The following is a 15161-nucleotide window of genomic DNA, read 5'->3' on the forward strand; positions in this document are numbered from 1 at the left end:
CCGAGCCGCGGCACCCCGGTCCACCCGCCCCCGCCACCGTTGCTCGGCGCGCTTCCCCGGCCCCGTACCGGCAGCCGGCCCGGCAGGACCGATCCTGCCGGGCGTCCTGCCTGTTTCCCTGCACCCGGCGTTGCTTGACTCTGCGTCATGACCCAAATCTGGAAAGCGACCGCCCGTAGGGTGGTCGTCGGGGGACTGGTCGGCGCGATGGCACTGATCGGCCCCGTCTCCACCCCCGCGTACGCGGAACCCAGTGCGCCGCTTCAGCCGGCGCCGTCCGGGGCCGGATCGATCGTCGACGTGATCCCGGCGGAGACCCTGAGTCGGATGGCCGCCCAGACTCCCCTGATCGACGCCGCCAACGTCATCCGGACCGCCGTCGAGGGCGCGTCCCCGCGCGGCTACGCGGGGATCGGCCTGGTCGACGACCATGTCACCCTCTGGTGGAAGGGCGTGCCGCCGGCCGACATCGCCGACGCGGTGGCGACCGTCCGCAGGACCGCGCCGGTCGAGGTGGCCAGGGCCACCTACTCCCGCACCGAACTGGAGAAGGCGGCCGCGAAGCTCGTCCCCGTGGTCGAGGCCGACCCGGCCGACGCCGCCCATGCGGTGAGGCTGCGTACCGACGGTGCCGGAATCGAGGTCGCCGTCGACGACACGGCCGGCGTCGCGCTGCCGAAGCTGCCGGCCACCGGCGTCCGGACCACGATCGTCGAGCGGGACCGGCTCGCTCCGGTCTCACGTAACGCCGACTCGGCACCGTACGACGGCGGGGCGTACATCTCGCCGGGCGGCGGCACCTACTGCACGGCCGGCTTCGGCGTGAGCGACGCCTCCTCTGCCGCCACCTACCTGCTCAGCGCCGGCCACTGCGGTTCCCTCGGCCAGGTGTGGAGCACCGGTGCGGGGACGCAGATCGGTCCCGTCACGCACCGGAACGCGGACCACGACACGATGCTGATCTCGACGCCCTCCCCAGGCGACCACATCTACGTCGGCGGGGTGAACGACGAGGTCCGGGCCCAGGTCGTCGGCTGGACCGAGGTGTTCCCCGGGCAGCTGCTCTGCCAGTCCGGTGTCACCTCGGCCGGCGTGCTCGGCGGCCCCATCTGCGACCTCCGGGTCGAGTTCCACTACGACGACCGGGAGGAACTGGTCGAGGCCACCCAGGTCGACGGTGAGCAGGCGGCGCGGCAGGGCGACAGCGGCGGTCCGGTCTACGCGGTCAACGCCGACGGCACGGTGCTCGCCGCGGGGACGACCACCCGGTTCGCCGGGCCAGGCTTCGGTTTCCAGGACTTCGCCACCGCCCGGGACGACTTCGGCGACCTCGTGCCGGCGACCGCCATCCCCAGCAGTTGCCGGGTCTCCTACGCTGTCACCGACTCGTGGGGCACCGGCTTCCGGGCCAGCGTCACCGTCTACAACGACGGCCCGGCCGTCAGTGGCTGGACGCTCGGCTGGAACTTCCCCAGCGGCCAGCTCATCGAGGGCCACTGGAATGGCGTCTTCCAGCAGACGGGCTCGGCGGTGACGGTGGCCAACGAGAACTACAACGCCGCCATCCCGACCGGCGGCGCGGTGAGCTTCGGCTTCACCGCGAACGGTTCTCCGGTGGCGCCGGCCCCCTTCACCCTCAACGGCACCACCTGCAACTGACTGAAGTGAAAGGAAGGGCCCCTTCTTATCGTTTTCTGTATAAGAAGGGGCCCTTCCTAACCGGCTGCGCGGAGGGCTGCCCGCCTACGGGGTCAGGGTCGGGGGTGGCGGGTCCACCGCGATCCCGATGTTCGCCGGGGCTGAGAAGTTGCCCGAACTGTCGAAGGCGCGGACCTCGAACATGTAGATGCCGTACCCACGGGAGAGGCCGTAGGCGAAGGTGTCACCGACCATGGTGATCGCGGAAACGGTGCCGGTCTGTTGCACCCGGTACCCGGCGACGAAGACGTTGTCCCGGGAGGCGTCCCAGGTGAGGCGATAGTGGCCGTCACGCGGGCCGGTGAGCCGCAGGTTGGTCGGGGCCGTCGGGGGATCGCTGTCGGGAATCGCGCCCAGCTTGATGATGGCGAACGGGGAGGAGTTGCCGGCCGCGTCGATCGCCCGGATTCCGAAGGTGAAGATCATCGGCGGTGGTACCGGCATCGTGTGGCTGGTTCCGGTGGTGCTGGCGAACCTGGTGCCGTTGGAGAAAAGCTCGTACCCGGTCACGCCCCGGTCGTCGGTCGAGGCGTCCCAGCGCAGCGTGAGGGTCTGGCTCCCGTACTCGGTGCGAGGGTTCGCCGGAATGACCGGCGGGGTGACGTCCGGTCCACCACCGCCGGCACACGCCACATTGTTGATCAAGCAGCCCTGTGGCGTGCCGGTACCGGACGCCACCCAGCCGAAGCTGGTCGAGGCGCCTGCGGCAACGGTTCCGTTCCACGCCAGGCTGGTGAAGACGTAGCGCGCCCCCGCCCGGGTCAGGTCCGCGTTCCAGTGCTGGCCGATGCTGGTGCCGGCCGGCAGTTCGAACTCCACCCGCCACCCGGTCGTCGGGACCGGCGCGTCGTTGTGGATGGTCATCTTCCCGATGTAGCCGTTCGACCACTCGCTCACCTTCTCGAAGGAGGAGATGGCCGCGTCGGCGCGACCGGGTAGCAGCAGGGCCGCTGCGATGCCGAGAGCAAGTGCCGCTGCCAGAGCCCTCGCACCTGCCCGTCGGGAGATTGGGATTGTCATGGCTTACACATTAAAGTTCTTCGATGTGAAGGGCAATCGCGTCTGGGCGATCGAATTAATCGGGTACGGGTAGAAATGGCAGCGAACCCATCGTTGTCGGCGATTGCTTCCTGTTCGCGTCCGCTTGGCACTCGAAATGGTAATGAACCTGGCCGTCTTCGAAGAGGGATTCCTGCCGGCCGGCTCCGGCATCGGACTGGCCGTCGTCGCCGATCAGCCCGAACCCGTCCACCGCCATCCGGCACCGCCGGGTCCCATTCGACATCGGAGTCGGCGGCAGCCGACGCGGGAGTATGGCCTCGTCGTCGGTCTGGCCTACAGCGACCAGTAGGCGCGGGCCTTCATCGACGCGCTGAGCATCCAGGGCTGGCGTACGGCCCGGGACATCTTTTCGCCGGGCCGGCTATGTGGTCTACGTTACACAATCGATATAGACGAATAACATCCTGTGACGTTCCGTAGTAAACCCATCTCATTGCCGTTCTGCGGTCGGGTTCGCTGTCCGATCTTGATCGTTTCTGACCTTGTTGCCCAGGGTTGGTGCAGGACTGCGGAGAGTGCGTATGGTCTTCGCCGTTGCTCCGTGATCGCGTTAGGGGTGTGGCGTGAGCCGTCGGTGGTGCCGCAGGCAGGCTGTCTGGGTGGTGGCGGTGGTCGCCGGGGGTGCTTTGGTCGTTCCTGGACCGTGGCGTACTCCCGCTGCGGCGGCCCCGGCGTGTACGGGGGTTGCTGGTTCGGAGGCTGAGGCGTCCTCAGTGGCTGTGGCCTGCGACGAACCTGTTGTGGTGGAAAGTTCGCGTACGGAGTTCGCGCAGGTGGTCGCGCAGCCGGATGGGCGTCTGCGGTTTGAGTCCGGGGTCGTGCCGCAGCGTGCTCGTAAGGCGGGCGGCTGGGCGGACGTCGACCTCGGGTTGGTTCGTGGCGGGGATGGTCGCTGGCGGCCGGCGGTGTCTGTGGCCGACGTGGCGTTCTCCGGTGGTGGCTCCGGTCCGTTGGTAGCGCTTACGCGTGACGGTCAGACGATGGAGATGTCGTGGCCGGCTGGTGCTCTGCCCACACCTGTCGTTTCGGGTGACTCGGCGACGTATCCCGATCTGCTGCCCGATGTGGACCTGGTGGTGCGGGCGACGTGGACGGGGTTCAGCCACGTTCTCGTGGTCAAGTCGGCGAGTGCGGCGGCGAATCCGGCCGTGCGTCAGATCCGGTTCGGGCTTGGTGGGGACGTTCAGGTGGACTCCGGTCCGGACGGGCGGCTTCGGGCGGTGGTGGGTAGCAGGGTGATTGCCTCGGCGGAGCCAGCGGTGATGTGGGACTCGCGTACCGGCGCGGTGGCGGGGCGTTCCGCCGGGCGGAAGGCGTTGCCGACGGAGGTCGAGTCGACACCTGCGGCGGCGGGCGACGCTGCCCGGATCGCCCCGGTGGAGGTGGAGGTGTCGGGCGGCGACCTGCTGCTGCGCCCCGATGCGGAGCTGCTCGGCGCCTCGGACGCGGTGTTCCCGTTGTATGTCGATCCGGCCTGGTCCGTATACAAAACCAAGTGGGCGTACGCGACCAACAACGGTTCGTCGAACACCGACTACAGTTCGGCGCGGGTGGGGTTGAATCCGGAGACCGGCGCTGTGTACCGGTCGTTCTTCCAGTTCTCGACGACGGCGAACGGTGTGTCGTTGAAGGGCAAGCACATCGAGACGGCGCGCGTGCAGATGAATCTTGACCATTCGCATTCGTGTGACAGCACGGTGACGTCGATGTACTGGGCTGCGGCGATCAACGCGACGCCGAAGGCGTCGTGGTCGACGGGGCTGAAGGCGCTGATGGCCACCGCCTCCGGCCATGCGAACGAAGCGGGCGGGTGCACGTCCATCCAGCCAGACATGATCATGAACTTTTCGGGTTCGGCAGTGATCAGTCGGTTGCAGACTGTGGCGACGGAGGGGGCATCCAGCCTTACGGTCGGGTTCACGGCTCGTGCGGCGGACGGCTCGGGCGAGGCGACCCAGGAACGGTGGAAGAAGTTCTTTCCCAATGACGCGAAGCTCTATGTGGACTATGACACCAAGCCGGGGCCGCCCAACGGGTTGCAGGTTGCCGGGGTCGCCTGTCCGGCTTCGGGTGCCCTGACGGTTGGCACGTTGAGTCCGACCCTGTCGGCGGTGTTCCCGGATGCCGACAAGGGCGACTCGCTGACCGGGTCGTTCGAGTGGATCGAGGTTCCGGCCGGCGGCATGGTCTCGGTGACCGACACGTCGCCGACGCGTAGGACTCCACCGCCGGCCAAGACCGGTGTTACCCCGAACGCGCGGGCGACGAGTAACGCGGTGTCGATCGTGACCGGCAAGACGTACGCGTTCCGGGCCAAGGGCACGGACAAGGCGCCGTACTCGCTGACCGGGCAGTGGTCGGCATGGTGCCAGTTCCAGGCGGATACGACGGTGCCGCCGGTCACGGCGAAGGTGGTGACGTTGCCGGCAGGCCCCGGTAAGAAGGGCCGGGTCCGGTTCGAGTCGACGGCCACCGACGTGACGAAGTTCAGATATGGCTGGGACGCCGCGACCAGGGAGGTCGCGGCCCAGGGTACGAACCTCAAGTACGCGGAGGTCGATCTGACCGCGCTGAGCTTCGGCCGCAACGTGTTGCTGGTGAAGGCCATCGACGCCACGTTGAACCAGGGGAACGGATCGGTCGAGTTCACCGTCGGGCGGCCGGCGCCGCCGATCGCCGGGTGGGGCTTGCAGACCTACCCGGGCGTCGACCAGGCTGCGGCCCTGGCTGACGGACAGCCGGCGCCGACCGACTCGCCGCTGACAGCCTCGAATGTGACCTGGGCGAACGGCGTGCGAATGGTCAATGGGCAGACCGCGACCTTCAACGGCTCCTCGTCCGCCGCGACGACCGCCGCCAGGGTGGTGGACACCACCGGTTCGTTCAGCGTCGCCGCCTGGGTGCGGCTCGATGCCATCCCCAACGCTGATGTGAAGGTCGCCGTCCAGGAGGGCCCGGACGCGGCCGGCTTCGACCTGGGCGTGCGACGCGTGGGGACCCCGTTCACGCCGTACTGGTCGTTCCTGATGAAGGACAACTCCGCGCAGTCGAGCGCGTCCCGGGCAGTGGTTTCCACGGCGGCGATCACCGCAGCCGATGTGGGGCGGTGGACGCATCTCGCCGGCGTGTACGACGCGACGGAGAAGAAGATCCGCCTGTATGTCAACGGTCAGCAGGTGGCGGAGGCGGATCGCACGGCTGTGCCGTGGTCGGCGTCGGGCAGGTTCGTGCTGGGCCGCGGTTTCGGGTCCGGCGCGGCGGAGAACTGGTGGAACGGGTCTCTCGCCGATGTGCAGGTCTTGGACCGGGTGCTGGTGCCGCACGACTTCACTGGACAGGTGGCGACCGACCCGCTCTCCGCCGGGTTCAACGAGCCGGGAATCCTGACGCCGCTCCAGGTCGGAGGCTGGGATTTCGAGGCCGCGAGACCGTGCTACCTGGCCAACCTCAAGGACACCTGTGAGGCGCCGGACACGGTGACCGGGTGGGGCCGGTCGTTGGCGTTGACCCGGGGGGCTGCCATCGGGGCGGGGCACGCGGTCAGCGACTCCGGTCTGTGGCTGGACTACGAGTACTTCCCGGAGGAGGGCTACACCGAGCCGTCCGAGGAGTATGGCCGTAGCGCGGTCAAGACGGGTTCGACGCCTCCCGACGGCGACGGAAACGAGTTCACGCTCTGGCAGGACACGCCGGTGCTGCGTACCCAGGACTCGTTCACCATGTCGGTATGGGTGATGCTGGATCGTCTGGACGGCATGCGCACCGCACTGTCGCAACGAGGGGTGAACGAGAGCACCGCCTGGCTGAAGTACTCCTCCACAGAGGGCAGATGGCAGTTCAACGTGAGCGTTGAAGATGTCAACCCCACGGTCTCGACGGGTGTCAGTTCGACCTCGCTCGCGCAGGACGGTGAGTGGACGCATCTGATGGGCGTGTACGACGCCGCCCGCAACGAGATCCGCCTTTATGTCAACGGCGAGCTGGAGGGCAAGCGGACGCTCTCGTTCAAGCCGATGGCGGCATCGGGGCCTCTGCTCGTCGGTCGTACGTTGTGGCACGGCCAGATTGTCGACCAGTGGACCGGCGGTATCGACGATGTCGCCGTCTTCCAGGGGGCGATGAGCGACGCGTCGGTGTTCGAGTGGTTCAATGCGCAGATTCCTGCAACCCCGGGCACCAATGTGTTGACCCGTGGGCAGAAGATGACCGCGGGCCAGTACCTCCGTTCGGACATCGGCAACTATCAGCTCCTCATGCAGATCGATGGCAACCTGGTCCTCTACCAGGCGGGCTACCCACTGTGGGATACCGCGACCTGGGAAAATCCCGGCTCGGACCTGTTGTTCCAGACTGACGGGAACGTGGTGCTCTACAGCGAGGCCAATGTCGCCCTGTGGAGTACCAAAACCTGGGGCACGACTGCTGATCGCCTGGTTCTCCGCGACGACGGTGACCTGGTTTTGCTGGACACGAACGGGCAGATCCTGTGGCGACGGTGACGGGACGCGCGATACCTCACGCCGTACACGAGTTACCGGTTGCGTATGGACTCTGTTTCACGACGTGGTGTGGAAGTCGTCTTCCGGTTCCGGGGAGGAACAGCTGATGTTCGCAGGGTCGGCACGCGGTTCGCGGCGCGGACGTCGGAGCCTTTCCACCGCCGCCGGCCGGCGGCGCTCTGCCGTCGCCGTGGTGGTTGTCGCGGCGGTGCTGGTGGCGCTGGTGCCGGGTAGGCCGGCACAGGCCGCGCCGGACACCGGCCCGAAAATGCCTGCGGCACCTGCGGCGGAGAAGCTCGATGCCCATGGCGGGCCGGTGACGGCCAAGGCCTGGTCGCAGAAGCGGGTCACCTCGGCGCCGGCTCCGACGCCGGTGTGGCCCGAGCCGGCGACCGCCCGGGTCGACCTGGCCGCGAAGAGCGCACGCACGGCTGTCGGTCGGGGAACGCGGGCCGGGGAGATGCCGGTGTGGGTGGGCCGTGCCGCTGGCGAGGCCGGCGAGCGGCTGTCGGGCCTGGATCTACAGGTGCTTGATCGCGAAAGTGTTCCGCAGGCGTGGCGTGACGGCCTGGCGTTGAGGGTCGCCGCCCCGGCCGGGGCCACGGGCGGCGCGGCGCGGTTGTCGGTGGACTACAGCGGGTTCCGGTACGCGGCCGGCGGATCGTGGGCCTCGCGGCTGCGGTTGTGGCAGGTACCGGCGTGCGCGCTCACCACCCCGGAAGCGCCGGCGTGCCGGTCGGTGCCGCTGCGTACGTCCAATGATCTCGCGGCGGGTGTGGCGTCTGCGGAGGTGGCCGTGCCGGCGGGGCCGTCGCCGGCAGCCGAGTCGCTGGACCGGTCGGCGGCCGAGGCGGCCGGCTCGTTCGTGGTGCTCGCGGCGGGCGCGTCCGGCAGCGACGGTGACTTCGGTGCCACCAGCCTGGCGCCGTCGTCGACGTGGTCGGCCGGTGGGTCGTCGGGTGACTTCTCGTGGAACTACCCGTTGCGGATGCCGCCGGCGACAGGCCCGGTACCGGACCTCGCGCTGTCCTATTCCTCCTCGGCCGTGGACGGCCGGTCGGAGGTGACCAACAACCAGCCGTCGTGGATCGGCGAGGGCTTCGACTACTCGCCCGGTTACATCGAACGCCGCTACGTGCCGTGCGCGGAGGACTCGAAGAACGGGGCGAACAGCACCGCCGCGAGCGGCGAGCAGTGTTGGCGGTCGGAGAACGCGACGTTGAGCCTCAACGGTCGCGGCGGAGAACTGGTCTTCCAGACGGGCAAGGGTTGGCATTCCCGCAGCGAGGACGGGTCGAAGATCGAGAAGCTGACCGGTGCGTCGAACGGTGACGCGGGCGACCCGGATTACGGGGATGTCGGCGAGTACTGGAAGGTGACGACCACCGACGGCACCCAGTACTTCTTCGGACTGCACAGCCTGCCCGGTCAGAGCGCCAAGACGAACTCGGCACTGACCGTCCCGGTCTACGGCAACCACTCCGGGGAGCCGTGCCACGAGAGCACCTACGCCGGCTCCGATTGCGCCCAGGCGTGGCGGTGGAACCTCGACTACGTCGTCGACGTGCGCGGCAACACGATGTCGTTCTGGTACGACAAGGAGACCAACAAGTACGCCCAGAACAACACCGATGCCAACGACGTGACCTACGACCGGGCCGGGAATCTGACCCGGATCGACTACGGCACCTACGACCGCACCGCCACGACGCACGAGGTGACCGAGCGCAACGTCACGCCGTACGCCCAGGTGCTCTTCGAGACCGACATGCGCTGCACCTCCAACTGCGGCACCGAGTCCGCCCCGGTGAAGGCGAGTTGGAAAGACACACCGTGGGACCAGGACTGCAAGGCGTCGGCGACATCGTGTCCGCAGCAGTACACCCCGACGTTCTGGACCACGAAGCGGCTGAAGAAGATCACCACCCGCGTGTGGGACACGACCAGGCAGACGCCGGACTGGCAGGACGTGGAGTCCTGGACGCTGTCGCACACCTTCGCCGCGACAGCGGACGCCACCCATGAGGGCCTGTGGCTGGACAGGATCGACCACGCGGGCCTGGTGGGCGGCACGGCGGTGAACCTGCCGCCGGTCACTTTCGAAGCCGAGTCGCTGCCGAACCGGGTGTTGACCGCTCACGGCACCGCCGACAACTGGCTTCGGATCTCCAGCATCATCACCGAGACCGGCGGCCGGATCAAGGTCGACTACTCCCGGCCCGAGTGCACCGAGGCGATGGTCGAAAACCTGGATCCGCACAACAACACCAAGCGCTGCTATCCGGTGAAGGTCCCCGACCCCAACGATCTGACCGGCAAGGCGCTGGTCACCGAGTGGTGGCACAAGTACCGCGTGGAGCATGTCGCCGAGGACGACCTGCAGTTGTCGAACGAGCATCCGGTGCCGTCGAGGCACACCTGGTACGAGTACGTGGGCAATCCCGCGTGGCACTACGCCGACGACGACGGCCTGTCCAAGCCGGACCGCAAGACGTGGAGCCAGTGGCGCGGTTACGCCCAGGTGAAGACCCAGGTCGGTGACGACCCGGCCACCCGGACGTTGTCCGTGACCACCTTCATGCGCGGCATGCACGGCGACAAGACCAGCCCGTCCGGCGGCACCCGGACGGTGACGGTGCCCGCGTCGTTGGGCTCGGAGACGGTGTACGACGAGGACCAGTTCGCCGGACAAATCCGTGAACAGGTCGTCTACAACGGTGTCGACACCAAGCCGGTGTCCAAGACCGTGCACGTTCCGTGGCGCTCCAACCCGACCGCCAGCCGCACCATCAACGGCGACCTGGTCGAGGCGCGGTTCACCGACACGCAGACCACCTACACCGCCACCGCCCTCGGTGTCGACGGGGACCGGGGCTGGCGCGTATCCCGAGGAAACCAGAGCTTCGACCACACGTACGGCACGATCAACTGGTCACAGGACGACGGCGACTTCGGCAAGACCGGCGACGAGAAGTGCACCACGTACAGCTACAACCGCAACCTCGGCAAGAACCTCACCCAGATGGTCAAGCAGACCACGACCACCGCTCTGGCATGCGGCACGGCACCGACCAGCGTCGACGACGTAATCACCGACGCACGCAGCTACTACGACGGTGCGGCCAGCGTCGACACGGCGCCGAAGTTCGGATCCGTGACCAGGACCGAACAGCTCGAAAACTGGTTGGCCGGTACTGGAACGGTGTGGCAGACCGCCTCCCAGGCCACCTTCGACCCCGCCGGCCGACCGCTGACCAACACCGACATCAAGGGCAACGTCACCTCCACCGCCTACACCCCCACCGTCGGCGGGCCGGTGACCAAGGCCACCACCACCGGACCGGCCCCGTTCAAGTGGGTCACCAGCGAGGAGTACAACCCGTACTGGGGCTCCACCACCAAGGGCACCGACCAGAATCAGAAGACCACCTCGGAGGTGGAGTACGACGCGTTCGGACGGGTCGCGAAGGTGTGGGACTTCGGCTGGTCGAGAAGTGCCAACCTGACCAGGCCGTCGGCCCAGTACAGCTACACCCTCGCGCCGGGCCGCGACGCGTACCCGTACGTCCGGTCGCTGACGCTGAACCCGGACGGCAACTACATCTCCTCGTTCCAGATTCTCGACGCCCTGATGCGTCCCCGGCAGACCCAGTCGATCTCGCTGGGCGGCAGCGGTGACCGGGTGGTCACCGACACCATCTACGACGAGTTCGGGCGAGCGGCGACCTCCTACGGCGCGCACGCCGAGCCGGGCGCGCCCTCGGGCGCGTTGTGGTGGGAACCGGAGTGGTCGGTACCGGCGGTGTCGAAGACCCTCTTCGACCGCGCCTCTCGCGCCACCAACGAGATCTTCCTGTCCGGCGACGGGATCACCAACCTGGTCGAGAAGTGGCGCACCGTCACCAGCCACGAAGGTGACCTGACGAAGGTCACTCCGCCGAAAGGTGGGACTCCGACCACCACCGTGACGGACAGCAAGGACCGGACCGTCGCGGTGCGCCAGCACACCACGCCAGCGGGTGTCGCGGGGGCCTATCAGGAGACCAGCTACGTCTTCAACCGCAAGGACCAGCTGGTCAAGAGCATCGACCCGGCCGGGAACGAGTGGGTCAACGAGTACGACGCCCAGGGCCGCCAGTGGCGGGTCACCGACCCGGACAAGGGCACCACCACCAGCACGTACAACGAGTTCAACGAACTCGTCAAGACCACCGACGCCAACAACGAGGCCCTGTGGTACGTCTACGACCAGATCGGCCGCAAGACCCAACTACGTGACGGCTCCGCGACCGGCGCGCTGCGCGCGGAGTGGAAGTACGACAGTCTCTTCACCGGCCAGTCCGGCTTCAAGGGCCACCTGTCCCAGACCATCCGGTACGAGCCGGCCGGTTCGAGTAACGCCTATCGATGGCGGGTGGCCCAGTTCGACAGCCGCTACCAGCCGAGCGGGGTCGACTACGTCATTCCGGCGGTGGAGACGGGTCTGGATGCGACCTACACCTACGCGTACGGCTACTCGGAATTCACCGGGACCCAGACGTCGATCTCGTATCCCGGGGCCGGTGGGCTCGTCACGGAGAAGCTGACGACCGACTACGACTCGACGACCGGTATGCCGACCCGGCTGGACACCAGCCTCACCGGTTCGGCGGGCACCATGGCCACCGCCTCATACACGGCCTTCGGAGAACGGTCCGGAGCGATCTACAAGATGCCCGGCGGCAAATACACGAAGGACGTCGTCTACCGGGAGGAAGGCACTCGACGCGTCAAGCGCACCACCGTGGAGCGCGAAACCGTCGCCGGTACGGTCTCCGACCGGAACTACGAGCACGACGACGCCGGCAACATCACGTCCATTGCCGAGACACCCCAGGTAGGCGAGACGGACACCCAGTGCTTCCGGCAGGACGCGCTCGGCCGGCTGACCACCGCCTGGACCCCGAAGAGCGGAGTGGACTGCAAGCCCGACCCGACCGTCGCCAACCTGGGCGGGCCGGCACCGTACTGGCACGACTGGACCTTCGACTCGACCGGCTCACGGTTGACCGAGACCAGCCACACCGCCGGTGGCGACACCACCCGCGACTACACCCTGCCGGAGGGTGGGCAGGGCGTCGTCCGGCCACACGCCGTGACCCAGATGTCCACCACCGCCCCCGGACAACCGGCCGTGGTGTCGAAGTACGGCTACGACGAGGCAGGTAACACCATCTGCCGGCCGTCGGGAACCACCGCCAACGACTGCACCACCGCAGCGGGCAGCCAAACCCTGAACTGGAGCGCCGAGGGCAAACTCGCCACCGTCACCACCGGTGGGCAGACCATCGAAACCAATATCTACGACCCTGACGGCGTACGGCTGATCCGCCGCGACGCCACCGGAACCACCCTCTACCTACCCGGGCAGGAGATCCGCCGCGAAGGTGGCATCAACACCGGAACCCGCTACTACACCTTCGCCGGCACCGTCTGTGCCAGCCGCACCGGCAGCTCCGCGATCACCAGCCTGACCTGGCTCTACCCTGACCACCAGGGAACCCAACAGGTCGCCATCAACGCCGGAACCCAGGCTGTCACCGTCCGCCGCCAGACCCCCTACGGCGACGGCCGCGGCGAGAATCCTGTCTGGGTCAACAGCAAGAGCTTCGTCGGCGGTGACAACGACCCCACCGGTCTGGTCAACATCGGCGCACGGCACTACGACAAGACCCTCGGCCGGTTCATCTCCGTCGACCCGGTCATGGACCTGACCGACCCGCAACAGTGGAACGCCTACACCTACGCCTACAACAGCCCGATCACCAGTTCTGACCCCACGGGGATGCGGCCCGACTGCGGTGGCGGCACCGGCGACTACGAGTGCAGCAGCAACGTCCCCAAGGCCAATCCCAAGATCAACAAGGGTAACTGGCCCGACACCAAGAGCAAGAACAGGGTGGGTTCGCAGAAGCCGGTCGAAGAAGCACGCGAACGTGCGCGTAAGCAGCGCGAGTGCAAGGCCAGCTTCTGGTGCCGCAATGCGGACAAGGTCGGCCTGGCCGCCGGCATCGTCGTCGGTGTCGTTGTCGGCGTGGCCTGCACCGTCGGTACGGGCGGTACGGGCGCGGTCGGGTGCGCGGTCATCAGCGGCGCCATCGGTGGCATCGTCGATTCCTACGTCGGTAATCTCCTCGACGCCGAAGAGGAAAGCGACGGGCAGATCGCTCGCGAAGCACTCCTGAGCGGAACCCTCGGCGCCGTGTCCGGTGGCGTCGGGGCGGGTATCGCCGGGCGTCTAGCCGGGCGTGCCGTTCCTACAAGCTGTCTCGGTAACAGCTTCACGCGTGAAACCCGAGTGGTCATGGCCGACGGCACGACCAGAGCGATTAAGGACGTTGAGGCAGGGGACATCGTCCTCGCCACCGACCCGGAAACCGGAGAAACAGCCGCCAAGGCTGTCGCCGCGACGATCATCGGCGTAGGAAGCAAGAACCTCGTCCGGATCACCGTCGACAACGACGGAGAGGACGGCGATGCGACGGGCAACGTGATCGCCACCGACGGACACCCCTTCTGGGTACCAGAACTCGGACAGTGGCGCGACGCCACCGACCTCGCCCCAGGCCAGTGGCTGCAAACCTCCGCCGGTACCCACGTACAGATCACCGCTGTCCAACGATGGGCACAAATCGCCCAGGTACACAACCTCAACATCGCCGACATCCACACGTACTATGTAATCGCCGGCGCGACGCCGGTCCTGGTTCACAATTGCCCATCTGGTGGTGGAGGCTTCCTCTCGCGTCTTTTTGGAGGCGGCAAGTCGGGATCCAGTGCCGTCCGCGAGCCGAATGCTACTGTCGGGAATCTTCGTGGAATCGGGCATGACAATGTGGATGCGAACGGTAATTGGATATCCGACCCCGCCAAGGGATCTGCCGTGAGGTCCATGACGGATGAGCAGCTCATCAGGAGTACAACTCAGCCCGCCGGCGGGGATATGAGTCTCCTAAGATATCATGACGAAGACAACTATCTAATTGAAGGTAATCACAGGGCGGCCGAGTTGATTCGGCGGGCTAGTAGCGACAATTACCCCGGAATTACCGACGCCACGCCGATCTACATTCATCTTTGGCCAGGGAGTGGCTGACATCGAGCTGGCGTATGCATTTCAAAAGAGCGGCCCTGCGCGGCACTAGGGCCGCTCTTTTGCGGGAGAGGAGCGATTTGGTGAGGGCTTTGGGTGACTGCGAAGCTGGTTCCATCCTGAAGAACCTTGCTTTGCTTGAGATCCGCGCCATGGCGCGGAGACGGAAGCCTATGGAATGGTGGCCGGGCGATGATTACGTAGCTTGTATCGGGTGGCTTGCAGATCTGTGCCACAACTTTCCAGATACTTCGCGCCGGACGCAAGGATTTCGTGCATCGTTACGTCGGATCGCGCTGCGAGAGCGTCCTTTTTATTACGCGTGGCAATTGGCCGATCAGATGGGCCGCGATTGGATCACTAGTCGGCTCGCTGATGAAGGAATCATGTGGAAGCCTCCGATTGTGCGCGAGTAATAGCCGTTCTGGATCGTCTTCTCGCTCTCGGGCGCTTGTGGACGCCTGCGTTCGCGCCGGTTGCTGTCACGGCTGATGTCAGATGATCATATAAATCTATTGATCTCGATTTGTGCCTGCAGCACGTTGGGATTCGGCGCGACGGGCTCGCACGCCATGCCAGAGGCTGGCAGCCTGACGGCGCCGTATCGTGTAGTGACGCTCCGCCAGTCGCTGGTTGTGCGTAAATGGTCGGCTTCGGGCGGCGAACATAGAGGCTCCGTCCGGGTTCCGGGGTTCGCGTTGCTGGCGCCTCGGCGTTTGGGTGGGCGTGCGCGCGGGGCCGTATGGTGATAAAGCAGGCCGCATTATCTG

Annotated in this window: 4 protein-coding genes; 3 read left to right on the forward strand and 1 reads right to left on the reverse strand. The window is 66.8% G+C overall.

Annotation, left to right across the window (positions count from 1 at the left end; translation table 11 throughout):
- Positions 1 to 147 precede the first annotated feature (147 nt).
- A complete protein-coding gene (locus ACFP2T_RS28065; protein WP_377426716.1) occupies positions 148 to 1659 on the forward strand; it encodes a cellulose binding domain-containing protein in 1512 nt (503 codons plus the stop codon).
- Between the two features lie 84 nt (positions 1660 to 1743).
- Here ACFP2T_RS28065 and ACFP2T_RS28070 read toward each other — a convergent pair whose 3' ends face one another.
- Positions 1744 to 2718: a cellulose binding domain-containing protein gene (locus ACFP2T_RS28070; protein WP_377426719.1), complete on the reverse strand. Its 975-nt coding sequence runs from the start codon at positions 2716 to 2718 to the stop codon at positions 1744 to 1746.
- Positions 2719 to 3740: 1022 nt separating this feature from the next.
- Here ACFP2T_RS28070 and ACFP2T_RS28075 point away from each other — a divergent pair.
- Together ACFP2T_RS28075 and ACFP2T_RS28080 are read left to right on the forward strand one after the other, a co-directional pair.
- A complete protein-coding gene (locus ACFP2T_RS28075) occupies positions 3741 to 7259 on the forward strand; it encodes a LamG-like jellyroll fold domain-containing protein (protein WP_377426721.1) in 3519 nt (1172 codons plus the stop codon).
- A gap of 106 nt (positions 7260 to 7365) precedes the next feature.
- Complete coding sequence (locus ACFP2T_RS28080; RefSeq protein ID WP_377426723.1) at positions 7366 to 14394, forward strand: polymorphic toxin-type HINT domain-containing protein; 7029 nt, start codon at positions 7366 to 7368, stop codon at positions 14392 to 14394.
- Positions 14395 to 15161: the final 767 nt, after the last annotated feature.

It is taken from the genome of Plantactinospora solaniradicis, from assembly GCF_042658085.1.
Classification (GTDB): Bacteria; Actinomycetota; Actinomycetes; order Mycobacteriales; family Micromonosporaceae; genus Plantactinospora; species Plantactinospora solaniradicis.